Source organism: Pseudomonas paralactis (assembly GCF_001439735.1).
Lineage (GTDB): Bacteria > Pseudomonadota > Gammaproteobacteria > Pseudomonadales > Pseudomonadaceae > Aquipseudomonas > Aquipseudomonas paralactis.
Genome location: NZ_JYLN01000003.1, coordinates 223,205 through 248,342, shown reverse-complemented (window position 1 = coordinate 248,342; position 25,138 = coordinate 223,205). Strand labels below are relative to the sequence as shown.

Here is a 25,138-nt window from a genome sequence, read left to right as displayed (position 1 = left end):
CCTTCCTTTTGTGGTTGTCAGGATTCGGACCCAAAGGGTAGTTCAGAGTGCCCTGAATTGCCCAAGCGACTAAATTACTGTCACACGACTGCAATAATTCCGTTATCTAATGCGGCGCAAGACAGTTAAATGACAAGAGGATTTTGAGCATGGTTGGCAGGAGCATTCTGATTGTTGACGACGAAGCGCCCATTCGCGAGATGATCGCCGTTGCGTTGGAAATGGCCGGCTATGACTGCCTGGAGGCGGAAAACTCCCAGCAGGCCCACGCCATTATCGTCGACCGCAAGCCGGACCTGATCCTGCTCGACTGGATGCTGCCCGGCACATCCGGTATCGAGTTGGCTCGGCGCCTCAAGCGTGACGAGCTGACCGGGGATATCCCGATCATCATGCTCACCGCCAAAGGTGAAGAGGACAATAAGATCCAGGGCCTGGAAGTCGGCGCCGATGATTACATCACCAAGCCATTCTCCCCTCGGGAGCTGGTGGCACGCCTCAAAGCCGTATTGCGCCGTGCCGGGCCGACCGATGGCGAAGCGCCGATCGAAGTCGACGGCCTGATCCTGGACCCGATCAGCCACCGCGTGACCATCGACGGCAAACCCGCCGAGATGGGCCCGACCGAATACCGATTGCTGCAATTTTTCATGACCCACCAGGAACGCGCCTACACCCGCGGCCAGTTGCTGGACCAAGTCTGGGGCGGCAATGTGTATGTGGAAGAGCGCACCGTGGACGTGCATATCCGCCGTCTGCGCAAAGCCTTGGGCGATGCGTACGAGAATCTGGTACAAACCGTGCGCGGCACCGGCTATCGGTTTTCCACCAAAAGCTGAGCCAGCCCCTTCCACCCTTAACAGCTGACAAGGACGCATGTTTAAGTGAACCAGAACTGGCATGGCACCCTGATCCGTCACATGCTTCTGTTGATCACTGCTTGCCTGCTCGTCGGGCTGATCAGTGGCTATTACGGCTGGAGCCTGGCCGCCGGCATCGCGTTGTACCTGGGCTGGACCCTCAAACAATTGCTGCGCCTGCATGAATGGCTGCGCCAGCACAAACCCGACGAGGCCCCGCCCGATGGCTATGGCCTGTGGGGCGAGGTGTTCGACAGCATCTATCATCTGCAACGCCGCGACCAACGGGTACGCGGGCGCCTGCAAGCGGTGATCGACCGGGTGCAGGAGTCCACCGCAGCGCTCAAGGACGCGGTGATCATGCTCGACAGCGACGGCAACCTGGAATGGTGGAACCGCGCCGCCGAAACCCTGCTGGGTCTCAAGACGCCCCAGGACAGCGGCCAGCCGGTGACCAACCTGGTGCGTCACCCGCGCTTCAAGGAATACTTCGAGCAAGACAACTACGAAGAAGCCCTGGAAATTCCCTCGCCTACCAACGACCGCGTTCGCATCCAGTTGTACCTGACGCGCTACGGCAACAACGAACACTTGATGCTGGTGCGTGATGTGACCCGCATCCATCAGCTGGAACAGATGCGAAAAGACTTCGTCGCCAACGTCTCCCACGAGCTTCGCACACCGCTGACGGTGATCTGCGGCTACCTTGAGACGCTGCTGGACAATGTCGACGAGATCAACCCACGCTGGAGCCGTGCCCTGCAGCAGATGCAGCAGCAAGGCTCGCGTATGCAGACCCTGCTCAACGACTTGCTGCTCCTGGCCAAGCTTGAGGCCACCGATTACCCCTCGGATAACCACCCGGTGGCGGTGCAAAGCCTGCTGCAAACCATCAAGAACGACGCCCAGGCGCTCTCCGGCGAGCGCGGCCAGCAGATCACTCTGGAAGCCGACCCGACGGTGCTGCTCAAGGGCAGCGAGGGCGAGTTACGCAGCGCGTTCTCCAATTTGGTGTTCAACGCGGTGAAGTACACCCAGGACAAGGGCAATATTCGTATTCGTTGGTGGGCCGACGAACAGGGCGCGCACCTGAGCGTGCAGGACTCGGGTATCGGCATTGACGCCAAGCACCTGCCGCGCCTCACCGAACGTTTCTACCGCGTTGACTCCAGCCGCAACTCCAACACCGGCGGCACCGGACTGGGCCTGGCTATCGTCAAGCATGTGTTGTTGCGCCACCGGGCGCGTCTGGAAATCAGCAGCGTGCTGGGGCATGGCAGTACGTTTACCTGCCATTTTCCGCCGGCGCAGGTAACGCGTTCGCGGGCACTCGAAGAAGATAAATAATCTCGAAACACATCAGGGCTAAATGTGGGGCTTGCTCGCGAATGCGGTGTATCAGTGGATGAATAAACTGACTGACCCGCCGCATTCGCGAGCAAGCCCGCTCCCACACTGGATTTGTGTTGTTTCAAAGCAAGCATTGCAGCCCCGCCCGGCAGCGGGCACTAGGCAAGCGCCCCGCCAGTCGCTACATTGGCCGACTTGCGCCTGCCTTTCAGGCTCACCTGTCATCCCTTATCGAACACACGGAACCTGCAAAACCCCATCATGGACCCTTCCCCTGGTATCACCCTCGCTACTCTCTTTGCCGATTTCGGCATGATTCTTTTTGCACTGATCCTGGTACTGCTCAACGGTTTCTTCGTTGCGGCCGAATTTGCCATGGTCAAATTGCGCGCCACGCGGGTCGAGGCCATCGCCCATAAAAACGGCTGGCGCGGGCAGATACTGCGCACCGTACACAGTCAGCTCGACGCCTACCTGTCGGCCTGCCAGTTGGGTATTACCCTGGCATCCCTGGGCCTGGGCTGGGTCGGTGAGCCGGCCTTTGCGCATATCCTGGAACCGCTGCTCGGCGCCATCGGCGTGCAATCGCCGGAAGTGATCAAGGGCGTGTCGTTCTTTGCCGCGTTCTTCGTGATTTCCTACCTGCACATCGTGGTCGGTGAGCTGGCGCCCAAATCCTGGGCGATTCGCAAGCCGGAGCTGCTGTCGCTGTGGACCGCGGTACCGCTGTACCTGTTCTACTGGGCGATGTACCCGGCTATCTACCTGCTCAACGCCAGTGCCAACGCCATCCTGCGCATCGCCGGCCAAGGCGAGCCTGGCCCGCACCATGAGCATCATTACAGCCGCGAAGAGCTCAAACTGATCCTGCACTCCAGCCGTGGCCAGGACCCGAGCGACCAAGGTATGCGCGTACTGGCCTCTGCGGTGGAAATGGGCGAGCTGGAAGTGGTGGACTGGGCCAACTCCCGGGAAGACCTGGTAACCCTGGACTTCAACGCCCCACTCAAGGAAATTCTCGCGCTGTTCCGTCGCCACAAATTCAGCCGTTACCCGGTGTATGACGCGGTGCGCAATGAGTTCGTGGGCCTGTTGCACATCAAGGATCTGCTGCTGGAACTGGCCGCACTGGACCATATTCCCGAATCCTTCAACCTGGCCGAACTGACCCGCCCACTGGAGCGCGTCTCGCGGCACATGCCGTTGTCGCAACTGCTGGAGCAGTTCCGCAAAGGCGGTGCGCACTTCGCCCTGGTGGAGGAAGCCGACGGCAAGATCATCGGCTACCTGACCATGGAAGACGTGCTGGAAGTACTGGTGGGCGATATCCAGGATGAACACCGCAAGGCCGAACGCGGCATCCTCGCCTACCAGCCCGGCAAGTTGCTGGTACGTGGCGACACGCCGCTGTTCAAAGTCGAACGCCTGCTGGGCGTCGACCTGGACCACATCGAAGCCGAAACCCTGGCCGGCCTGATCTACGACACGCTCAAGCGCGTGCCGGAAGAAGAGGAAGTGCTGGAAGTGGAAGGCTTGCGGATCATCATCAAGAAGATGAAAGGGCCGAAGATTGTGTTGGCCAAGGTGCTGCTGCTGGACTGACTGCAGGCGCAGTGCTGTGTGTGGGAGCGGGCTTGCCCGCGATAGCGGTGGGTCAGCCAGCGCATCGTTGACTGATAGATTGCTATCGCGGGCAAGCCCGCTCCCACATGGACTAAGCGTCGCCTTGAAGGGTCACGCACCCGGCACGAAATGCTTCTGCGCGGTGCCACGGGCGATCAGGCGGGAGATGTAGTCCAGCTTCTGCGCATCCTGATCAATAAAACGGAAAGTCAGTTGCAGCCAGTCGCTGTCGGGCTTGGGCTCGTAGGCGACGATCGCGTGCAGGTAGCCGTTGAGCCGTGCGACTTCGGCATTGTCGCCCTGCTCAAGGTCGAGTACGGCGCTTTCCAGTACCTGAGGCAGGACGTCGCCACGCTTTACCACCAGCAACGCTTCCTTGATGCTCAGGGCCTTGATCACGCATTGCTGGGTGCCGCTTGCGAGGCGCAACTGGCCCTGACCACGACTGCCGGCCGGCGCCGCTGCTGTTGGGGCCTTCACGGGCGGGGTGTTGAGCAGGCCTTTGCTGGGCGCCGCCGCCGGGGCCGGGGCTGGCTTGACGGCTTCGGGTCTGCCGCCGGTCAGGGCGCTCAGGGAGTCGTTACCGAAGGCCGAGTTCATCTTGGTCGGCGCGCTGGCGATCAGTGCGTCAAGGCGGCCGATCTTGTGCAGGGCCTGCTTGACCTTGTTCAGCAGCTGCTCGTTGGTGAACGGCTTGCTGACATAGCCGGAAACGCCTGCCTGGATCGCCTGCACCACGTTTTCCTTATCGCCGCGGCTGGTCACCATCACGAACGGCATGGCCTTCAGATGCGCTTGCTCGCGGCACCAGGTCAAGAGCTCAAGACCCGACATCTCCGGCATTTCCCAGTCACACAGCACCAGGTCGAAGGTTTCGCGCATCAGGATGGATTGCGCCTTTTTGCCGTTCACCGCATCTTCGATTTTGATTCCGGGGAAGTAATTGCGCAGGCACTTCTTCACCAGGTCGCGAATAAACGAGGCGTCATCCACCACCAATACACTGACTTTGCTCATCGACCCTTCATCCTATAAAAACCTCGGCTGGCAGTACGCCTGACTGATGGCATTTTGCCAAAACCTCGCAGTCACGTTCGGACTTTATTCGCCGCCCGCGCAAAAAATTCAGCTGCCGCAAACGAAAACGCCCGGCCAATGGCCGGGCGTTAATTTCACGGGCAACCTTACTTATCGTCAGGTTCGCCCGGAACATTAGGTGTTTGATCGGCTGAACCTTCAACTTCGGCCTTCATGCGCTTGAGGCCCATGTGCCGCACGTCGGTACCGCGTACCAGGTAGATCACCAGTTCCGAGATATTGCGCGCGTGGTCGCCGATCCGCTCCAGGGAGCGCAGCACCCAGATAATGCTCAAGACCCGCGAGATAGAGCGCGGATCTTCCATCATGTAGGTGGCCAGCTCACGCAGGGCGGTTTTGTATTCGCGGTCGATGACCTTGTCGTACTGGGCCACCGACAAGGCCAGGTCGGCATCGAAACGGGCAAACGCATCGAGGGCATCGCGCACCATGTTGCGCACCTGGTCGCCGATATGGCGCACTTCCACGTAACCGCGTGGCGCTTCACCTTCTTCGCACAGTTGAATGGCACGGCGGGCGATCTTGGTGGCTTCGTCGCCAATGCGCTCCAGGTCGATCACCGACTTGGAGATGCTGATGATCAAACGCAGGTCCGAGGCTGCCGGCTGGCGACGGGCAAGAATGCGCAGGCACTCTTCGTCGATATTGCGTTCCATCTGATTGATCTGGTCATCGATTTCGCGCACCTGCTGGGCCAGGCCCGAGTCGGCCTCGATCAGCGCAGTGACTGCATCATTGACTTGCTTCTCCACCAGCCCGCCCATCGCCAGGAGGTGGCTGCGCACTTCCTCAAGCTCGGCGTTGAACTGCGCGGAGATGTGATGGGTAAGGCCTTCTTTGCTAATCATGTTGGCGTCCTTGGAGCGTCCGGTAAGGTGCGGAGAACCGCAGCGTCAGTGCAATCAGAACCACAGCTTCCTAGCCGTAGCGACCGGTGATGTAGTCTTCGGTCTGCTTCTTCGCCGGATTGGTGAACAGGGTATCGGTATCGCCGAACTCCACCAGCTTGCCCATGTACATAAACGCGGTGTAGTCGGAAACCCGCGCCGCCTGTTGCATGTTGTGGGTCACGATCACGATGGTGAACTTGGACTTGAGCTCGTAGATCAGCTCTTCGACTTTCAGGGTCGAAATCGGGTCGAGCGCAGAGCAAGGTTCGTCGAGCAGCAGCACTTCCGGCTCTACGGCGATGGTACGGGCGATCACCAGACGCTGCTGCTGGCCGCCGGACAAACCGAGGGCCGATTCGTGCAGGCGGTCCTTGACCTCGTCCCACAATGCCGCGCCCTTGAGCGCCCACTCAACGGCTTCATCGAGGACACGCTTCTTGTTGATGCCCTGGATGCGCAGGCCATAGACCACGTTTTCATAGATAGTCTTGGGAAACGGATTGGGCTTCTGGAACACCATGCCCACCCGGCGACGCAACTCAGCCACATCTTCGCCCTTGCGGTAGATATTGGTGCCATAGAGGTTGATCGCGCCTTCCACACGGCAACCGTCCACCAGGTCGTTCATGCGGTTGAACGTGCGCAGCAACGTCGACTTGCCGCAGCCGGACGGGCCGATGAAGGCGGTCACGCGTTGCTTGGGGATGTTCATGCTGACGTCGAACAGCGCTTGTTTGTCGCCGTAGTAGAGGCTCAGGCCCGGTACTTCGATGGCCACGGTTTCCTGGGCCAGGCTCAGGCTCTGCTTGTCGCGACCCAGGGCAGACATGTTGATGCCGTGGGAATGGTTTTCATGTTGCATGGGATGCTCCCTGTGCTACCAATTCGTTTCGTTGAACCGCCGGGGCGGCTTACTCAAATTCTGTGTCTGTGGGAGCTGGCTTGCCTGCGATGGCATCACTGCGGTCTTACTGATACACCGCGTCGTCTGCATCGCAGGCAAGCCAGCTCCCACATTGGACCGTGTCAGCTGTCCAGCGCTTTGTATTTTTCGCGCAGGTGGTTTCGAATCCACACTGCCGACAGGTTGAGCGTGGCAATCACCAGCACCAGCAGCAAGGCGGTGGCGTACACCAGAGGCCGTGCCGCTTCGACGTTGGGGCTCTGGAAGCCGACGTCATAAATATGGAAGCCCAGGTGCATGATCTTCTGGTCCAGGTGCAGGTACGGGTAGTTGCCGTCCAGCGGCAGCGATGGCGCCAGTTTCACCACACCCACCAGCATCAGCGGCGCCACTTCACCGGCGGCGCGGGCCACGGCGAGGATCATGCCGGTCATCATGGCCGGGCTGGCCATCGGCAGCACGATCTTCCACAGCGTTTCCGCCTTGGTCGCGCCCAGTGCCAGGGAGCCTTCACGCACGGTGCGAGGGATCCGCGCCAGACCCTCTTCGGTGGCCACGATCACCACCGGCACCGCCAGCAACGCCAGGGTCAGCGAGGCCCAGAGCAGGCCTGGGGTACCGAAGGTCGGCGCCGGCAGGGCCTCGGCGAAGAACAGGCGGTCAACCGAACCACCCAGCACATACACGAAGAACCCCAGGCCGAACACGCCGTAGACGATGGCCGGAACACCGGCCAGGTTGTTCACGGCGATGCGAATCACCCGGGTCAGGGTGTTCTGCTTGGCGTATTCACGCAGGTACACCGCCGCCAATACGCCGAACGGGGTGACGATCATCGCCATGATCAGGGTCATCATCACGGTGCCGAAGATGGCCGGGAAGATCCCGCCTTCTGTGTTGGCTTCCCGTGGGTCGTCGCTGAGAAATTCCCAGACCTTGCTGAAGTAGAAGCCGATTTTGGTCATCGTGCCCATGGCATTCGGCTGGTAGGCGTGCACCACTTTGCCGATGCCGATTTCCACTTCCTTGCCGTTGCCGTCGCGGGCGGTCAGGGCGTCGCGGTTGAACTGGGCGTGCAGGTCGGCCAGGCGCGCTTCGATGTCCTGATAGCGGGCGTTGAGTTCGGCGCGATCAGCGTCCATATCGGCTTGGGCGGCGGCGTCGAGCTTGCCCTCCAGTTCCAGTTTGCGACCGTGCAGGCGAATGCGTTCCAGACCGGCGTTGATCGCACCGATATCGGTTTTTTCCAGGGTCTTTAGCTGGGCGGCGAGCTTGTTGACACGGTCCACGCGAGCTTGCAGCTCCGGCCACGCGGCCTCGCCTTCGGCAATCACCTTGCCGTCCTGCTTGACGTTGACCAGGGTGCCGTAGAAATTGCCCCATTCACGGCGCTCAATGGCCATCAGGTGGGTCGGTTTGGTCTGGTCCTTCAACCATTCGCCGACGATCCAGGTGAAGTCGTTGCCGTTCAGGTCGCGGTTGCCGACCTTGATCAGCTCACGGGTCATGAATTCCGGGCCTTGGTCCGGCACCGGCAGGCCCGCGCTTTTCAGACGCTCACGCGGCACTTCTTCTTTCTGCACCACTTCGCCGATGACGATATGGTTGGCCTGGCCTGGCACGTTGTAGTTGGCCTGGATCAGGTCGGCCGGCCAGAAATGGCCCAGGCCCCGCACCGCGATCACAGCCAGCAAACCAATGGTCATGATGACCGCGATGGACACCGCGCCACCGCTGATCCAGACGCCTGGGGCGCCGCTCTTGAACCATCCATTCAGGGAGTTCTGTTTCACAGACTTCTACCTTTCTTAAAGCGACGAGTATTTCTTGCGCAGACGCTGACGAATCAGCTCAGCGAGGGTGTTCATGATGAAGGTGAACAACAGCAGCACCAGCGCCGAGAGGAACAGTACGCGGTAGTGACTGCCGCCGACTTCCGACTCGGGCATTTCCACCGCGACGTTGGCCGCCAGGGTGCGCAGGCCCTCGAACAGGTTCATCTCCATCACCGGGGTGTTACCGGTGGCCATCAGTACGATCATGGTTTCACCCACTGCGCGGCCCATGCCGATCATCAGTGCCGAGAAGATGCCCGGGCTGGCGGTCAGGATCACCACACGGGTCATGGTCTGCCACGGCGTGGCGCCCAGCGCCAGGGAGCCCAGGGTCAAACCGCGCGGTACGCTGAACACGGCGTCTTCGGCGATGGAATAGATGTTCGGGATTACCGCGAAACCCATGGCCAGGCCAACCACCAGGGCATTGCGCTGGTCGTAGGTGATCCCCAGGTCGTGGGAGATCCACATGCGCATGTCGCCGCCAAAGAACCAGGTCTCCAGGTACGGGCTCATGTACAGCGAGAGCCAGCCCACGAACAGGATCACCGGAATCAGAATCGCGCTTTCCCAGCCATCCGGCACTCGCAGGCGAATCGACTCGGGCAAGCGGCTGAAGACAAAACCGGCGACCAGGATGCCAATCGGCAACAGCATCAGCAGGCTGAAAATGCCCGGCAGATGCCCTTCTACGTACGGCGCCAGGAACAGGCCGGCGAAGAAACCGAGGATCACGGTCGGCATGGCTTCCATCAATTCGATCACCGGCTTGACCTTGCGGCGCAAGCTCGGGGCCATGAAGTAAGCGGTGTAGATCGCCGCCGCAACCGCCAGTGGCGCGGCCAGCAACATGGCGTAGAACGCAGCCTTCAAGGTGCCGAAGGTCAGCGGGGCCAGGCTCATCTTGGGTTCGAAATCGGTATTGGCGGCGGTGGACTGCCAGACGTATTTAGGCTCGTCGTAGTTCTCGTACCAGACCTTGCTCCACAACGCGCTCCACGAGACTTCCGGGTGCGGGTTGTCGAGTAACAACGGTTGCAGCTTGCCACCCGCCTCGACGATCACACGGTTGGCCCGTGGCGACATGCCGAACAGGCCCTGGCCATCGACCACCGGGTCTACCAGCAGGGTGCGGTGAGCGGTGCTGTGGAACACGCCGAACTGGCCGGAGGCATCGAGCGCGGTGAAGCCTTTGCGGCGCTCTTCAGCACTGACTTCCACGATGGGCGCGGTGCCCATCTGGAACGTACGAATCTGCTTCAGACGTTGCTCGCCATCCGGGTCGCGGGCCATGAACCACTGGGCCAGGCCACCCTTGGAGTTACCGACGATCAGCGAAATACCGCCCACCAACTGGGTGCTGGCAGTAACTTCGGCGTTGCCGTCTTCCAAAAGTTTGTAGCGACCGTTGAGGCTGTTGTCGCGCAGGCTGAACACATCGGCCAGAGCGCGACCGTTGATCACGTACAGCCACTGTTGGCGTGGGTCGACAAAGATGGCTTTCACCGGCTCAGTCATCTGCGGCAGCTCGATGCGCTTCTGCTCGCTGGTGACTTCACCGGTCATCATGTTTTCTTCACGGCTCAACGACAACACGTTCAAATGCGAACCGGCCGAGCCGGCCACCACCAGGGTGGAATCGGTGGCGTTGAGAGCGACGTGCTCCAGTGGGCGGCCAGCGTCATCCAGCACAATCGGCGTTTCGCCGTAGGGGTATTCGATTGCCGGGGTGATGGTCTTCTTGCCGTCCGGGTACGACACCTTATAGGTGTGACGGAATACCAAAGACTGGCCATTGGACAAGCCGAGGATCACCAACGGGCTGCCCGGCTGGTCTTCACCAATAGACGCAACGCTGGTACCGGCCGGAATCGGCAGGTCGACACGCTTGAGCTCAGCCCCGCTATCCACGGCAAAGAACAGCGCCTGGCCCTTGTCGGAAACCCGCATGGCGACCTGGTTCTGTTCTTCGAGGGAGATCATCAACGGCTTGCCGGCGTCCTGCATCCAGGCGGGCGTCAGCGCATCTTCCCTGGTCAACGAAGCGCCCTGGAACAGTGGCGCGACTACGTAGGCGAGAAAGAAGAAGATCAGGGTGATGGCGCCGAGGACGGCGAGGCCGCCGACCAGCACGTACCAGCGGGTCAGGCGGTCCTTGAGCGCGCGAATGCGTCGCTTGCGTTGCAGCTCAGGCGTATTGAAATCAATGCGTTTGGGGGGAGAAGTTGTCGTCATGGTGGAATTGGCCAGATCATTCATGCGCACACCCTAGCGATCCTGTATGACAGAAAGATGACAGTGCAGTGACGCAGCAAATCCGCCGCGAAGCAGGGCTGGCAGCGGATTAAAAATAGGGATGCAGACTGCTTATGTGGGAGCGGGCTTGCCCGCGATGGCATCAACACGATTTCAACGCTAAACCGCGTCGCCAGCATCGCGGGCAAGCCCGCTCCCACAGAAAAGCATGCGTCTACATCAGGTATCGCAGGCTTAGTTGCCTTCTTTCAGACCCAGCTCAGCCAGGGCCTTGGCGGCCACTTTGGCAGGCAGTGGGATGTAGCCGTCTTTCACCACCACTTCCTGGCCCTGCTTGGACAGCACCAGTTTCACGAACTCGGCTTCCAGCGGAGCCAGAGGCTTGTTCGGGGCTTTGTTGACGTAAACGTAGAGGAAACGCGACAGCGGGTATTTGCCGTTCAGGGCGTTTTCTTCGCTGTCTTCGATGAAGTCAGTGCTGCCTTTCTTGGCCAGGGCCACGGTCTTCACACTGGCGGTCTTGTAGCCGATGCCCGAGTAACCGATACCGTTGAGCGAGGAGCTGATCGACTGCACCACCGAAGCCGAACCCGGTTGTTCGTTCACGTTTGGCTTGTAGTCGCCTTTGCACAGGGCTTCTTCCTTGAAGTAGCCGTAGGTACCGGATACCGAGTTACGCCCGAACAATTGCACTGGCTTGTTGGCCAGGTCGCCGGTCACACCCAGGTCGCCCCAGGTTTTCACATCGGCTTTGGCGCCGCACAGACGCGTCGAGGAGAAGATCGCATCGACCTGTTCCATGGTCAGGTGCTGGATCGGGTTGTCCTTGTGCACAAATACCGCCAGGGCATCCACCGCAACCGGGATAGCGGTTGGCTTGTAGCCGTACTTCTGCTCGAAGGCAGCCAGTTCGGTGTCCTTCATCTTGCGGCTCATCGGGCCCAGGTTGGAGGTGCCTTCAGTCAACGCAGGTGGCGCAGTGGCAGAGCCGGCAGCTTGAATCTGGATGTTGACGTTCGGGTATTCCTTTTTGTAACCCTCGGCCCACAGGGTCATCAGGTTAGCCAGGGTATCGGAACCGACGCTGGACAGGTTGCCCGACACACCAGTGGTCTTGACGTAAGCCGGAATTGCCGGATCAACACCAGCGGCCACCGCGTTGGCGGTCGCAACGCCAGCAGCGACAAAAGTCATTGCCGCCATCAAACGTTTCAGTTTCATGCCTTGCTCCTAGCAGATAGGGATAGTTGGATCGGGGCCAAGTATCAGGAGGCCGTGTGAACACTCTATGTCTGGAATGTGACAGTTAGATGAAAGGCCACTATCTGAATGTGCAGGTTTCAACGACCGCGTTTCCACAGATACCCGCCCACCAGCATCCCCATCACGCACAGCACGGCGACGTAATAAGCCGGGCCCATCGGGCTCTCCTTCATCAGCAGCGACACCGCCAAGGGTGTCAACCCGCCGAACACGGCATAAGCAACGTTGTAGGAGAACGACAGGCCGCTGAAGCGCACCACCGGCGGGAAAGCCTTGACCATCACGTAGGGCACTACGCCGATGGTGCCGACAAACAGGCCGGTCAGGGCATACAAAGGGAACAGCCAGTCGGGATGCGCCATCAGGCTGTGATACAGCGTCCAGGAAGTCGCCAGCAACAGTGCGCAACCGGTGACCAGCACGCGACCGGCGCCAAAACGGTCGGCCAGCGCACCTGCGGCGATGCAACCCAGGCTCAGGGTCACGATGGCCAGGCTGTTGGCCTGCAGCGCCACCGTTGGGCTGAAGTGATAGAGGGTTTGCAGCACGGTCGGCGTCATGAGGATGACCACAACAACACCGGCCGACAGCAGCCAGGTCAGCAGCATCGACAACACAATCGCCCCACGGTGATCGCGCAACACCGCGCGCAACGGCAGCTCAGCAGCCAGGCTCTTGCGTTGCTGCATCTCAGCGAAGATCGGTGTTTCATGCAGCCAGCGGCGCAAGTACACCGACAGCAGCCCGAATACGCCGCCGAGCAGGAACGGGATCCGCCAGGCGTAATCGGAGACCTGCTCGGGGGTGTAGACCGTATTGATGCCCGTGGCCACCAGCGAGCCCAGCAGAATACCGGCGGTGAGGCCGCTGGTCAGGGTGCCGCAGGCGTAGCCGATGTGGCGCGGCGGGACGTGCTCGGAGACGAACACCCAGGCGCCCGGTACTTCGCCGCCAATCGCCGCGCCCTGGATGATGCGCATCAGCAGCAACAGGACCGGCGCCCACAGGCCGATCTGCGCGTAGGTCGGCAGCAGGCCCATGATCAAGGTGGGTACGGCCATCATGAAGATGCTCAGGGTGAACATCTTCTTGCGCCCCAGCAGGTCACCAAAGTGCGCCATGATGATGCCGCCCAAGGGGCGGGCCAGGTAGCCGGCGGCGAAGATGCCGAAGGTCTGCATCATGCGCAGCCATTCGGGCATGTCGACGGGGAAGAACAGTTTCCCGACCACGGTGGCGAAAAATACAAAGATGATGAAGTCGTAGAACTCCAGCGCCCCGCCCAAGGCAGACAGCGACAGGGTTTTGTAGTCGTTGCGGGTCAGCGGGCGCGAGGGTTGCGCACTGCTTGCAGGCACGGAGGACATGGCAAGGCTTCTCTTATAGTAATCATCGTAAAGGACTGCACGCCCGTGACTTGCGGCGGGTTTGGCAAGATAGCAAATCGCTTGAAAAAGCACAGCGCCAGGAACACAGTTGCGCGCAAAAGCCGCGATACAGCGTCTATTTACCGACCAAATGAGCGTCGGGAGGTCGTCGTGGCGCCAGGGTCTCGATATACTCGCCGGTGCAAGCGCCAGACCCGCTGTTTTGAGGGGCTGCTGTGCCAAAACGCTGTTGGGTACCACCCAGCCGATTTGGCAGAGTTTCCCTTTAGTTCGCCTTACGAGAAACGCATCGAGCGGTGTATGTTGGTGCTGAAACGTTTTTCTGAGAAGACGGCTATCCACTTGAAATACCCATGAAGCGTCACGGGTCAGAGGCACCCTCGGCATGATCGAACTCGAACAAGAAGATCCTATCCCGCAAGGCGATCTCGCCCTGCAAATCACCGCACTGCCGCGTGAAACCAACGGTTTTGGCGATATCTTCGGCGGCTGGCTGGTCGCGCAGATGGACCTGGCTGGCACGGCAATGGCCAGCAAGGTCGCCGGCGGGCGCGTCGCCACTGTCGCCATTGACCGCATGGCCTTCCTGGTACCGGTAGCAGTGGGCGCGCAGCTTTCCTTCTATACCCAGGCCCTGGAAATCGGCCGCAGCTCGATCCAGATGATGGTCGAGGTGTGGAGCGATGACCCGCTTTCGAGCGAATGGCGCAAGGTCACCGAAGCGGTATTTGTGTTCGTCGCCATCGATGGCAGCGGCCGCACCCGTTCGGTACCGTCACGGGCGCGTTAAACCTCGCCGGGTTTTGACGGTCAATTGCTCCATTGCCTGCCACTTAAGAGAGCTTTGTTATGCCTACGCCTCACGTTGAGACAGTGAAAATCGACGAGTTGGACTGCTGGCGCATCCGCCACAACGGCGCCGAGCTGATGGTGGCCCAACAGGGTGCGCATATCTTCAGTTACCAGCGTGAGGGCGAACAGCCGCTGATCTGGCCGAACCCTGAGGCAGTGTTCAAGCAGGGCAAAGGCATCCGTACCGGCGTACCGGTGTGCTGGCCATGGTTTGGTGTGTTCGAGCGTAACCCTCAGAGCGTAAAGGCCATGCGCCAGAGCGATCAGCCTGCCGGTGCCCACGGCTTTGCACGCACCGCGCTCTGGGCGTTGGCCGAGACGGCAGTCGAAGGTGAAACCCTGCGTATCGAACTGGTGCTGCCGGTTCCTGCGGGCGGCTTTCCCGGCTGGCCCCATCAGGTTGAGTTGAAGTTGAGCCTGCTGCTGGACGACCAACTTCACATCCACCTGACCAGCCACAACCGCGGCACCGACGCTGTGACCTTCAGCCAGGCATTGCACACCTACTTCGCAGTGAGCGACGTGCGCAACGTGCAGGTCGAAGGCCTGGATGGCTTGGCCTATATCGATACCGCCGACGGCTGGACCGAGAAGCAGCAAGCCGGCTTGCTGCACTTCACCGCCGAGACGGATCGCATCTACCTGGATACACCGGCGCAGTTGAGCATTGTCGATAAAGACTGGCAGCGCCGTGTCCAACTCACCAGCGAAGGCTCGAAGTCCACCGTGATCTGGAACCCCTGGACCGAACGGGCCAAGGCTTTAGACGATATGGCCGATGACGGCTGGCAGGGTATGTTGTGCATCGAGACGGCCAACGTGCTGGACGATGTGGTGAGCCTCGCGCCCGGTGAAGGCCACACTTTGGGAGTACGCATCACGGCCCTGGCCTTGTAAATCCAATCCAATGTGGGAGCTGGCTTGCCTGCGATGCAGACAACTCGGTATGTCAGGAACACCGAGGCGCTGCTATCGCAGGCAAGCCAGCTCCCACAGGGGTTATGCTTTGGGCTTTAGAGATCAGACTCCTGCACCACCCGCACCTTCCCTGCCTCCAGCGCATACGCTGCATCGGCCAAGTCATTATTGACCTTCTCCACCTTCAACGTGCCCGTGACCCACAGCGGCGTGTAGATATCATCCAGCTTCAACCCCTTGGGATACCGCACCAGCACCAGTTGGTTAGGCGGCGGTGGCGGTACGTGAATGCAAGCGCCCGGATACGGGACCAGGAAGAACAACGTGCTGCGACCTTTGGCATCGGTTTCCAACGGCACCGGATACCCACCAATGCGGATATTCTTGCCGTTCATGGCCGCCACGGTCTTGGTGGAGTACATCACCGCCGGCAAGCCTTTGCTCTGCTTCAAGCCACCCTTGTCGGTGAACGTGCCTTGGGCTTCGGGGGAGTTGTGGTCGATCTCGGGCATGGCTTCGAGGGCTTTCTGGTCCGAAAGCGGCATCAGGTCCAGCCAGTCGGTTTCCGGCAGTTCACCGGCGTGCGCCAGGCCAGAGCCCAGCAGGAGGAGAGTCAAGAGTAGACGGCGCATGGAGAGGCTCGGCAAATACAAGTGCCGAGCATTCTAGCCCTCTGCGCCTGCGCAGCGCAGAGGACTTTGTCGGCTGATTACTTCTTTTTGATCAGGCCGTAGATCACCAGCAACACGATGGCACCTACCAGCGCGCCGATGAAGCCCGCGCCCTGGCCAGCCTGGTAGATCCCCAGGGCCTGACCGCCGTAGGTGGCCGCCAGCGAACCTGCGATACCCAGCAGGATGGTCATGATCCAGCCCATGCTGTCGTCGCCAGGCTTGAGGAAGCGCGCCAGCAGGCCGACGATCAAGCCGATAAAAATGGTTCCGATGATACCCATGGCATTTCCCTCTGATTGGTATGAGTCATGCCAAAGCCTAGTCAGGCTTTGGCATCCTGCAATCAGAGAGACGGCGAGCCCCAATGGTTCCCGCCATGGCCAGGCTTATTGTTCGGCGATTAACGCCTCAACCTTGAGAATCTGCGCCTGCAACGTCGCACGATCCTTGCAACGCAGGTTGGCGTGGCCGACTTTGCGTCCGGCCTTGAACGCCTTGCCGTAGTGATGCACGTGGCAATCGTCGATCGCCATCACGCGCTCTACCGGCGGTACGACACCGATAAAGTTGAGCATGGCGCTCTCGCCGACCTTGGCCGTGGAGCCCAACGGCAAGCCCGCCACCGCACGCAGGTGGTTTTCGAACTGGCTGCACTCGGCGCCTTCGGTGGTCCAGTGCCCGGAGTTGTGCACACGCGGGGCGATTTCGTTGGCCTTGAGGCCGCCGTCGACTTCAAAGAACTCGAACGCCATTACACCAACGTAATCCAGCTGCTTGAGCACACGGCTGGAATAGTCTTCGGCCAGGGCCTGCAACGGGTGGTCAGTACTGGCTACCGACACTTTCAGGATGCCGTTGACGTGGGTGTTGTGCACCAACGGGTAAAAGCGGGTTTCGCCATCACGGGCACGTACGGCAATCAGCGAGACTTCGCCGGTGAACGGCACGAAGCCTTCCAGCAGGCAGGCAACGCTGCCCAGCTCGGCAAAAGTGCCGACCACATCGGCGGCGGTGCGCAGGACTTTCTGGCCCTTGCCGTCGTAACCCAATGTGCGGGTTTTCAACACCGCCGGCAGGCCAATGCTGGCGACCGCCGCGTCCAGGTCCGCCTGGGACTGGATATCAGCGAAGGCCGGCGTCGGGATGCCCAGGTCCTTGAACATGCTTTTTTCGAACCAGCGGTCGCGAGCGATGCGCAGGGCTTCGGCGCTTGGGTACACCGGTACGAACTGCGACAGGAAAGCCACGGTTTCAGCCGGGACGCTTTCGAACTCGAAGGTCACCAGGTCAACTTCATCAGCCAGTTGGCGCAGGTGGTCCGGGTCGCTGTAGTCAGCACGCAGGTGTTCGCCCAGAGCTGCAGCGCAGGCATCCGGCGCTGGGTCGAGGAAGGCGAAGTTCATGCCCAGCGGCGTACCCGCCAGGGCCAGCATACGGCCCAATTGGCCGCCACCGATTACACCGATTTTCATCAATAAGAACCTCAGGCGATACGTGGGTCTGGATTGTCCAGCACGCTGTCTGTCTGCTCAGCACGAAATTTTTTCAGCACCGCATGAAACTGCGGGTGCTTGGCGCCCAGGATGCTGGCCGACAGCAAGGCTGCGTTGATCGCACCGGCCTTGCCGATCGCCAGGGTTGCCACCGGAATGCCGGCTGGCATCTGCACGATGGACAACAGCGAATCCACGCCCGAGAGCATTGAAGACTGCACCGGCACGCCAAGCACGGGCAGGTGAGTCTTGGCCGCACACATGCCAGGCAAGTGCGCCGCGCCGCCGGCACCGGCGATGATCACCTCGATGCCACGGGATTCTGCTTCATCGGCATACTGGAACAGCAAATCCGGGGTGCGGTGGGCGGAGACCACCTTCACTTCGTACGGAATGCCGAGTTTTTCCAGCATATCGGCGGTGTGGCTAAGGGTGGACCAATCGGACTTGGAGCCCATGATCACGCCAACCAATGCACTCATCGTCGTGCCTCTTCTCTCTGGGCGCCCGCAGGCGCGTCAAAAAACAACAAGCCACGCGGGAGACCGGCGTGGCTTGGTGTGCGAATTAAGGCCGGTTGGACCGGCCGAAGGCCGCGCAGTATACCGTAATAATCCAGATAAACAGCCCCTGGGATGACCATCTGTCTAGCGGCGCAAAGTGGCGGTTTTATTGACTTAAGAGTCAGCGAAAACACCACGAAATCCTGTGGGAGCTGGCTTGCCTGCGATAGCAGTGGATCAGTGCCAAATAGGTTGGCTGACACACCGCTATCGCAGGCAAGCCAGCTCCCACATGTGTTCTGGGCTGGGCTCAAGCGCTTTGCGCGGCCCCACCTTCCAGCTTGCGCCACAACAACCGCACATTCGCCTTGCGCACCAACGCGCAGCGATACAAGCGAATCTCCAGTGGCACATGCCATTGCGGCCCGCCGCACACCACCAGTTCGCCGCGTGCCAACTCTGCACGTACGCTCAACTGCGGCACCCAGGCGATACCCAAGCCTTCGAGCGCCATGCTCTTGAGGCTGTCGGCCATGGCGGTTTCATAGATGGTGGTAAAGCGCAGCGCCCGCTGGCGCAGCAGCAAATTCACCGAGCGGCCCAGGAACGCGCCGGCGCTGTAGGCCAGCAGCGGTACGCTGCCCTCGCCTTCCAGGTCGAACAGCGGCTTGCCATCGGCATCGGCGGCGCACACCGGGAGCATTTCGGTGTTACCCAGGTGCAGCGACGGGAAAATTTCGGCGTCCATTTGCATCGCCGCGTCCGGGTCGTAGAACGCCAGCATCAGGTCGCAACCGCCTTCGCGCAGGGCGTGCACGGCGTCGCCGACGTTGGTGGCGACCAGCCGCGTGGCGATATTCAAGCCCTCGTTGCGCAACTGCGCGATCCACCGCGGGAAGAACCCCAAGGCCAGGGAGTGCGCGGCCGCCACTTGCATGACTTCGCCCTGCCCGCCTTCCAGGTGATGCAAATGGCGCAGGACTTCACCGAGCTGTTCGACCACGGTGCGCGCCGTCACGAGGAACAACTGCCCCGCCGCCGTCAACTCCACCGGCGTACGCGAACGGTTGACCAGCGTCAGGCCCAACGCGGCCTCAAGGCTACGGATACGGCGGCTGAACGCCGGCTGGGTCACAAAGCGCCGTTCCGCAGCCTGGGAAAAGCTGCGCGTCGCCGCCAGGGCGCTGAAGTCTTCCAGCCATTTGCTTTCAAGGTTCATCTCTGCCTCCCACGCCGAATGCACCATTTTGGCACACACGCCCGCCATCATAGCTGGGTCACATCAACATTATGCCGTTTGTGCATAGGCCAGTGTTTAACAGCATTGGCCCAAAAACTTCTACAAGCCTAGCATTCGCAGCGTTCCGGCCAGTTCCGGGTCCATATCGAGATGATTTCCGTCATGTCCTCTGCTGCATCTTTCCGTACCGAAAAAGACCTGCTTGGCGTACTCGAAGTACCTGCTCAAGCGTATTACGGCATCCAGACCCTGCGAGCGGTGAACAACTTCCGCCTCTCGGGCGTTCCGATTTCGCATTACCCGAAATTGGTGGTCGGTCTGGCAATGGTCAAGCAAGCAGCGGCTGACGCCAACCGCGAGTTGGGCCAGCTCAGCGAAGCCAAGCACGCTGCCATCAGCGAAGCCTGTGCCCGCCTGATCCGCGGCGATTTCCACGAAGAGTTCGTGGTGGACATGATTCAAGGCGGCGCCGGCACTTCAACCAACATGAATGCCAACGAAGTCATCGCCAACATCGCACTGGAGGCCATGGGTCACCAGAAGGGCGAATACCAGTACCTGCACCCCAACAACGACGTGAACATGGCGCAGTCGACCAACGACGCCTACCCGACCGCAATCCGCCTGGGTCTGCTGTTGGGCCATGACGCGCTGCTGGCCAGCCTCGACAGCCTGATCCAGGCGTTCTCCGCCAAAGGCGCCGAGTTCAGCCATGTGCTGAAAATGGGCCGCACCCAGTTGCAAGACGCCGTGCCGATGACCCTCGGCCAGGAATTCCGCGCTTTCGCCACTACCCTGGGCGAAGACCTGGCGCGCCTGAAGACCCTGGCACCGGAGCTGCTCACCGAAGTGAACCTGGGCGGCACCGCCATCGGCACCGGCATCAACGCCGACCCGCGTTACCAGGCCCTGGCCGTACAACGCCTGGCCACCATCAGCGGCCAGCCGCTGGTACCGGCGGCCGACTTGATCGAAGCCACCTCAGACATGGGCGCCTTCGTGCTGTTCTCCGGCATGCTCAAGCGTACCGCCGTGAAGCTGTCCAAGATCTGCAACGATTTGCGCCTGCTGTCCAGCGGCCCACGCACCGGCATCAACGAGATCAACCTGCCGGCGCGCCAGCCAGGCAGCTCGATCATGCCCGGCAAGGTCAACCCGGTGATTCCGGAAGCGGTTAACCAGGTGGCATTCCAGGTGATCGGTAACGACCTGGCCCTGACCATGGCAGCCGAAGGCGGCCAATTGCAGTTGAACGTGATGGAGCCGCTGATCGCCTTCAAGATCTTCGACTCGATCCGCCTGCTGCAACGCGCCATGGACATGCTGCGCGAGCACTGCATCGTCGGCATCACCGCCAACGAAGCACGCTGCCGCGAACTGGTGGAGCACTCCATCGGCCTGGTCACCGCGCTGAACCCGTACATCGGCTATGAAAACGCCACCCGCATTGCGCGTATCGCTCTTGAAAGCGGGCGCGGCGTGCTGGAACTGGTGCGTGAAGAAGGCTTGCTCGACGACGCCATGCTCGACGACATCCTGCGCCCGGAAAACATGATTGCCCCACGCTTGGTCCCGCTGAAGGCCTAAGCGTTTGTTGCACCGCTCACCAGGCTGAGGGACTAGACACCTCTCACCTTTTGAGGGCTTGAAGACTCGTTCTTCAGGCCCTTTTTTTTGCCTGTAATTCTTCTTATATACAGCGCACATCCTTCAACTGCGTTTCACATATAAAACATGCGCCCCGCCTGCGTTACTTGAAAAAGCATTAATTGATTGCAACTTCCCATTCCGTGCACAAGCGGTGTGCAATTTCGTGCCATATAAGAACAATGGTTTCATATATGAAACGTGCGATTTTTATCCATATAACCATAACCCACTAATTTAAAAGGAAATTCAACAAAGCTTTGTAGGAATTAACTCACTGGCATTGTTCATGCACTAAACGGCGTATCACCTATAAAACAGACCAGAGTACCTTCCTGATGGCTGTGAAAGAGATGTACGCCGTGACGCCCCAATGGAATACGCCCGCACTTAAGGAAGAGCTGGAGCCGACTGAAATTGAATTCCGTAATGTCGGTAAATGTTTCCCAGCCAAAGGTAAAACAGAAGCGCCATTTGCCATTCGCGATGTGAACTTCAAGATCCGTCGCGGCGAGGTGGTGTCGATCATCGGCCCGTCCGGCTGTGGCAAGAGCACCATCCTCAATATGGGTTCTGGCCTGTATCGGCCCACTGAAGGAGAAGTCTTCGTGGGTGGCGAGCCTGTGACCGGGCCCGTGCCACAAGTCGCGTTCATGCTGCAAAAAGATTTGCTGATGCCGTGGCGCAGCATTCGCCGCAATGTCGAACTGGGCCTGGAAATTCAAGGCGTGCCCAGCGCGACCCGGCAGAAGGTGGCCCTGGACTTGCTCGACCGTTGCCACCTCAACGGCTTCGCCGATCACTACCCATTCCAGCTCTCCGGCGGTATGCGCCAACGCGCTGCCCTGGCACGCACCCTGGCCATCGACCCTCAGGTGTTGTTCCTCGACGAGCCGTTTTCCGCCCTCGACGCCCAGACCAAGATGATCCTGCAGCAGGACATGGCGCGGATGCTGTTCGATGAAAAGAAGACCGCGCTGTTCATCACCCACGACCTGATCGAGGGCATCGCCATGTCCGACCGGTTGCTGGTCATGAGCGCCCGCCCCGGCACCATCATCGAAGAAATCAGCATCGACCTGCCGTTTCGCGACAACCCGCTGGAGCGCCGCAAGCTACCGGAGATTGGCCCGCTGGTCGGTCGCCTGATGGAACTGCTGCACGTCGGCGCCGACACCGAACTGCACTGATTGCCGCGCTTGCGGCCCCCAACCGATTCAGGAGTTCCCATGCTCAAGTCTCTGTTCCAACGTTTTTGCGCGCTCAGCCTTGGCCTCGGTCTGACCTGCGCGGCCCAGGCGCAGCCAACCGACGTTACCTACCTGCTGCCGGCCCCGCCTAACTTGCCAGCCTTTGCACCCTGGATCATCGCCAAGGAAAAAGGCTACTACGCGGCCCAGGACCTGAACCTTACGTTCATTGCCGCCAAGGGCGGTGTGGATGTGGCCAAGCAGATCGGCGCCGGCAATGCCCTGCTCGGCGGTGCCATCGGCGACACGCCGATCATGGTGCGCGGCAACGGTATCCCGGTGCGCGCCGTGGCGGTGCTGGGTGCAGGCGGCGTGACCATGATCGCCACCCATTCCAGCGACAACATCAATAACGTCAGCGACCTCAAGGGCAAGACCATGACGGTGATGTCGTACTCCGACACCACCTACTACGCGCTGCTCGCTTCGCTGCGCAAGGCCGGCCTTGGCAAGAATGACGTGGACATCCAGGCCGCCGGCCCTGCCGGGGTCTGGCAGTTGTTCACGGCCAACAAGGCCCAGGCCATGGCCGGCGTGCCGGATTGGATGGTCACCGCCGAAGAAGCAGGCGCGCAGATCAAGCTGATTCCCCAGGAGCAGATTTTCGAAAGCATGGCCCAGGCCATCCTCGCCTCCGATGACGCCATCAAAAACCACCCCCAGGTGGTGCGCGGTGTGGTCCAGGCCACGCTCAAAGGTATGCACGACATTATCCAGGACCCGCGTGCCGCCGCCGTCACCTTTGCCAAGGCGGTCCCGACCTACGCCGGCAAGGAAGACTCACTGGAGAAGATCTTCAAGCTCTACGTCGAGCACGTCTACGCCAACCAGCGCGTACTGGGGCACATCGACCCCGAGCGCCTGGACAAGGTCCGCCAGTTCTACGTGAGCGAAGGCATCGTGCCCCGGGAAACCCCGCTGGATGAGCTGTTCACCAACCAATTCGTCGACAGCCCGGTCGCCGCGCAATAACGCACCGGACAACAAGGTACGCATACGATGAAAAACCTGAACCACTCCGTGCTCGGTAGCGTCGCGCTGCTGATCCTGTTCCTGGCGCTCTGGCAATGGGGCCCCGGGCTGCTCGGTATGCCCGAATTCGTCATGCCCAAACTCAGCCGCGTGGCCCAGGAAAGCCTGGTGATGTGGCACAGCGGCGGCCTGCTGGAACACACCCTGATCACCGCCATGGAGATCGTCGTCGGTTTCGCCCTGGGCGCCTTGCTGGGCGTGATGATTGGTGTGTCCCTGGGCCTGTCGCCCGCGGCTGAAGCAATGCTGTCGCCCTACATCCTGGCGTTGCAGATTGCACCGAAGGTCGCCTTTGCGCCGCTGTTCGTGATGTGGCTGGGCTACACCATCTACCCAAAGATTCTGATCGCGATTCTGATCGTGTTTTTCCCGGTGATGATCAACGTGCTCTCGGCGATTCGCACGGTCGACCCGGACATGATCAACCTGGTGCGCACCATGAACGCCAGCCGCTGGCAGATCTTCCGCCTGGTGGAATTTCCCTCAGCCATGGCCGCGCTGTTTTCCGGCCTGCGCATCGCCTCCACCCTGGCCGTGATTGGCGTCACCGTCGGTGAGCTGGTCGGCGGCAACCAGGGCCTGGGCTTCCTGTTGGTGGACGCCGAGGGCCAAGGCAACACGGCGGGTGTATTCGTCGCCATCGTCATGCTCACCCTGATTGGGGTGATCGCCTACGGCGCCGTGGTGTGGGCGGAAAAACGCGTCCTGCACTACATGCCCAAAGCCATGTTGAGCACGCAATGATGAACCACCAGAACCGTTTGCTCGAAGGTCGCCGCGTGCTGGTGACCGGCGGTGCCCGTGGCCTGGGCTACGGGTTCGCCCAGGCCATCGGCCAGGCCGGTGCCCGCGTGGTGATTGCCGATGTGCTGGAAGAACGCGTGCAACAGGCGGCCTGTGAACTGCAGGCCCTGGGCCTGGACGTGCAGGCTGTCACGGTCGACCTGGCCCAGCCTGAGTCAATCCAGGCGTGCATCACCGCGACACTCGATGTGCTGGGCGGCCTCGATGGCCTGGTGAACAACGCCTCCATCACCAACTCCGGTGGCAAAGGCTGCGAAGACCTGAGCATCGACACCTGGGACCAGGTGATGCAGGTCAACGTGCGCGGCACCTGGCTGATGACCACCGCCTGCCTGCCGGCGCTGCGTGCCAGCGGCCACGGCGCCATCGTCAACCTGGCCTCGGATACACCCTTGTGGGGCGCGCCAAACCTGCTGGCTTACGTCGCCAGCAAGGGCGCGATTATCGCCATGACGCGCAGCCTGGCCCGCGAGCTGGGGGCCGACAACATCACGGTCAACGCCATTGCCCCTGGCCTGGTGCTGGTGGAAGCCACCGCCTACGTGCCCGAGGCACGTCACCGCTTGTACAACGACCAGCGGGCCATCCAACGCCCGCAATTGCCCGAAGACGTCAGCGGCGCCGTGCTGTTCGCGCTGTCCGACCTTGCCCGCTTCATCACTGGACAAACCCTGCCGGTCAACGGCGGGTTCGTCATGCCTTGATCTGGAGACTGTCATGACTGATTTATCTGCCCAAAACGATACCCCGAAAAGCTGGGATCGCCCGGCCGGCGCCAGCCTGGAAAGCTGGATGAATACCCGTATCGCCCGTTACGAAACGCGCAAGTACGACTGGGATGCCCTGAAATTCCAGGCCGACTACGACCCCAAGTTCCGCCGTGCACAGATGCGCTACATCGGCACCGGCGGCACCGGCATCAGCACCGACATGAACACCATCCCGTCGGAGCATTTCACCTTCTCCACCATGGTGATCCCGGCCGGTCATGAAGGTCCGCCGCACCTGCACATCGACGTCGAAGAGGTGTTCTTCGTACTGCGCGGCAAGCTCAAGGTGGTGCTGGAGAAAGACGGCGAGCGCTTTGAGACCATCCTCACCGACCGCGATGTGATTTCCGTGCCACCTGGCGTGTACCGCGAAGAGATCAACATCGGCGACGAAGACGCGTTGATGTGCGTGATGCTCGGCGCAAAAAAACCCATCACCCCGACCTATCCGCCAGAGCACCCTCTGGCCTCGATCAAGCGCGGATAAG

At 60.7% G+C, this 25,138-nt stretch carries 23 protein-coding genes; 11 read left to right on the top strand and 12 right to left on the bottom strand.

Translation table 11 applies throughout. The features are described from left to right. Window positions 1–149: 149 nt before the first annotated feature. The 3 genes from phoB to TX23_RS09295 all read left to right on the top strand — a co-directional run bounded on the left by phoB (window position 150) and on the right by TX23_RS09295 (window position 3,812). Window positions 150–839, top strand: a complete 690-nt coding sequence (gene phoB / locus TX23_RS09305) for a phosphate regulon transcriptional regulator PhoB (protein WP_005792526.1) — start codon at window positions 150–152, stop codon at window positions 837–839. Window positions 840–920: 81 nt separating this feature from the next. Then, the gene (gene phoR, locus TX23_RS09300; RefSeq protein WP_233102278.1) at window positions 921–2,207 is read left to right on the top strand and encodes a phosphate regulon sensor histidine kinase PhoR; all 1,287 of its coding nucleotides are present in this window, start codon (window positions 921–923) and stop codon (window positions 2,205–2,207) included. 264 nt (window positions 2,208–2,471) lie between these two features. After that, window positions 2,472–3,812: a hemolysin family protein gene (locus TX23_RS09295; RefSeq protein WP_057701932.1), complete on the top strand. Its 1,341-nt coding sequence runs from the start codon at window positions 2,472–2,474 to the stop codon at window positions 3,810–3,812. Window positions 3,813–3,944: 132 nt separating this feature from the next. Here the strand turns inward: TX23_RS09295 and TX23_RS09290 are convergent, their stop codons facing one another. The 7 genes from TX23_RS09290 to TX23_RS09260 form a co-directional block, all read right to left on the bottom strand. After that, window positions 3,945–4,850, bottom strand: coding sequence for a response regulator (locus tag TX23_RS09290; protein ID WP_057701931.1), 906 nt, complete (start codon window positions 4,848–4,850; stop codon window positions 3,945–3,947). Between the two features lie 167 nt (window positions 4,851–5,017). Beyond that, complete coding sequence (phoU, locus tag TX23_RS09285; RefSeq protein ID WP_017528598.1) at window positions 5,018–5,779, bottom strand: phosphate signaling complex protein PhoU; 762 nt, start codon at window positions 5,777–5,779, stop codon at window positions 5,018–5,020. A 70-nt stretch (window positions 5,780–5,849) separates the two neighbouring features. Beyond that, window positions 5,850–6,683 carry a phosphate ABC transporter ATP-binding protein PstB gene (pstB, locus tag TX23_RS09280; protein ID WP_057701930.1) on the bottom strand — a complete coding sequence of 278 codons (834 nt, stop codon included), beginning with the start codon at window positions 6,681–6,683 and terminating at the stop codon, window positions 5,850–5,852. A gap of 164 nt (window positions 6,684–6,847) precedes the next feature. Beyond that, window positions 6,848–8,518, bottom strand: coding sequence for a phosphate ABC transporter permease PstA (gene pstA / locus TX23_RS09275; RefSeq protein WP_057701929.1), 1,671 nt, complete (start codon window positions 8,516–8,518; stop codon window positions 6,848–6,850). A 15-nt stretch (window positions 8,519–8,533) separates the two neighbouring features. Further along, the gene (locus TX23_RS09270) at window positions 8,534–10,567 is read right to left on the bottom strand and encodes an ABC transporter permease subunit (RefSeq protein ID WP_209445914.1); all 2,034 of its coding nucleotides are present in this window, start codon (window positions 10,565–10,567) and stop codon (window positions 8,534–8,536) included. Between the two features lie 483 nt (window positions 10,568–11,050). Then, window positions 11,051–12,037: a phosphate ABC transporter substrate-binding protein PstS gene (locus TX23_RS09265; RefSeq protein ID WP_005792536.1), complete on the bottom strand. Its 987-nt coding sequence runs from the start codon at window positions 12,035–12,037 to the stop codon at window positions 11,051–11,053. Window positions 12,038–12,156: 119 nt separating this feature from the next. After that, entirely contained in the window at window positions 12,157–13,446 is a 1,290-nt protein-coding gene (locus TX23_RS09260) for an MFS transporter (RefSeq protein WP_057701927.1), read from the bottom strand. A gap of 406 nt (window positions 13,447–13,852) precedes the next feature. Between TX23_RS09260 and TX23_RS09255 the strand changes: the two genes are divergently transcribed. Both TX23_RS09255 and TX23_RS09250 read left to right on the top strand, forming a co-directional pair. Next, complete coding sequence (locus TX23_RS09255; protein WP_003176975.1) at window positions 13,853–14,257, top strand: acyl-CoA thioesterase; 405 nt, start codon at window positions 13,853–13,855, stop codon at window positions 14,255–14,257. Window positions 14,258–14,316: 59 nt separating this feature from the next. Continuing rightward, on the top strand, window positions 14,317–15,216 hold the full coding sequence (locus tag TX23_RS09250; RefSeq protein ID WP_057701926.1) for a D-hexose-6-phosphate mutarotase: 900 nt from the start codon (window positions 14,317–14,319) through the stop codon (window positions 15,214–15,216). 116 nt (window positions 15,217–15,332) lie between these two features. On the opposite strand, the gene TX23_RS09245 is transcribed toward TX23_RS09250, so the two are convergent. The 5 genes from TX23_RS09245 to TX23_RS09225 all read right to left on the bottom strand — a co-directional run bounded on the left by TX23_RS09245 (window position 15,333) and on the right by TX23_RS09225 (window position 19,126). After that, window positions 15,333–15,869: a DUF3299 domain-containing protein gene (locus tag TX23_RS09245; RefSeq protein WP_057701925.1), complete on the bottom strand. Its 537-nt coding sequence runs from the start codon at window positions 15,867–15,869 to the stop codon at window positions 15,333–15,335. Between the two features lie 77 nt (window positions 15,870–15,946). Next, window positions 15,947–16,192 (bottom strand): GlsB/YeaQ/YmgE family stress response membrane protein, encoded by a 246-nt coding sequence (locus TX23_RS09240; RefSeq protein WP_005792540.1) that lies wholly within the window; start codon window positions 16,190–16,192, stop codon window positions 15,947–15,949. A 105-nt stretch (window positions 16,193–16,297) separates the two neighbouring features. Then, window positions 16,298–17,383 carry a 5-(carboxyamino)imidazole ribonucleotide synthase gene (locus tag TX23_RS09235; RefSeq protein ID WP_054916926.1) on the bottom strand — a complete coding sequence of 362 codons (1,086 nt, stop codon included), beginning with the start codon at window positions 17,381–17,383 and terminating at the stop codon, window positions 16,298–16,300. An 11-nt stretch (window positions 17,384–17,394) separates the two neighbouring features. Further along, on the bottom strand, window positions 17,395–17,886 hold the full coding sequence (gene purE, locus TX23_RS09230) for a 5-(carboxyamino)imidazole ribonucleotide mutase (RefSeq protein WP_003195648.1): 492 nt from the start codon (window positions 17,884–17,886) through the stop codon (window positions 17,395–17,397). A 331-nt stretch (window positions 17,887–18,217) separates the two neighbouring features. Continuing rightward, window positions 18,218–19,126, bottom strand: a complete 909-nt coding sequence (locus tag TX23_RS09225; protein ID WP_014720521.1) for a LysR substrate-binding domain-containing protein — start codon at window positions 19,124–19,126, stop codon at window positions 18,218–18,220. 183 nt (window positions 19,127–19,309) lie between these two features. Between TX23_RS09225 and aspA the strand changes: the two genes are divergently transcribed. From aspA to TX23_RS09195, 6 genes are all read left to right on the top strand, one after another. Then, window positions 19,310–20,734, top strand: a complete 1,425-nt coding sequence (aspA, locus tag TX23_RS09220; RefSeq protein ID WP_057701924.1) for an aspartate ammonia-lyase — start codon at window positions 19,310–19,312, stop codon at window positions 20,732–20,734. 413 nt (window positions 20,735–21,147) lie between these two features. Beyond that, entirely contained in the window at window positions 21,148–21,984 is an 837-nt protein-coding gene (locus tag TX23_RS09215; RefSeq protein ID WP_050499539.1) for an ABC transporter ATP-binding protein, read from the top strand. Window positions 21,985–22,023: 39 nt separating this feature from the next. Further along, window positions 22,024–23,016, top strand: a complete 993-nt coding sequence (locus TX23_RS09210; protein ID WP_057701923.1) for an ABC transporter substrate-binding protein — start codon at window positions 22,024–22,026, stop codon at window positions 23,014–23,016. Between the two features lie 27 nt (window positions 23,017–23,043). Continuing rightward, complete coding sequence (locus TX23_RS09205) at window positions 23,044–23,820, top strand: ABC transporter permease (protein WP_057701922.1); 777 nt, start codon at window positions 23,044–23,046, stop codon at window positions 23,818–23,820. Then, window positions 23,817–24,584, top strand: a complete 768-nt coding sequence (locus TX23_RS09200) for an SDR family oxidoreductase (protein ID WP_087149489.1) — start codon at window positions 23,817–23,819, stop codon at window positions 24,582–24,584. Before TX23_RS09205 ends, TX23_RS09200 begins: the two co-directional genes overlap by 4 nt. Before the next feature lie 13 nt (window positions 24,585–24,597). After that, the gene (locus TX23_RS09195; RefSeq protein ID WP_014720525.1) at window positions 24,598–25,137 is read left to right on the top strand and encodes a cupin domain-containing protein; all 540 of its coding nucleotides are present in this window, start codon (window positions 24,598–24,600) and stop codon (window positions 25,135–25,137) included. The last annotated feature ends 1 nt before the right edge of the window (window position 25,138 follow it).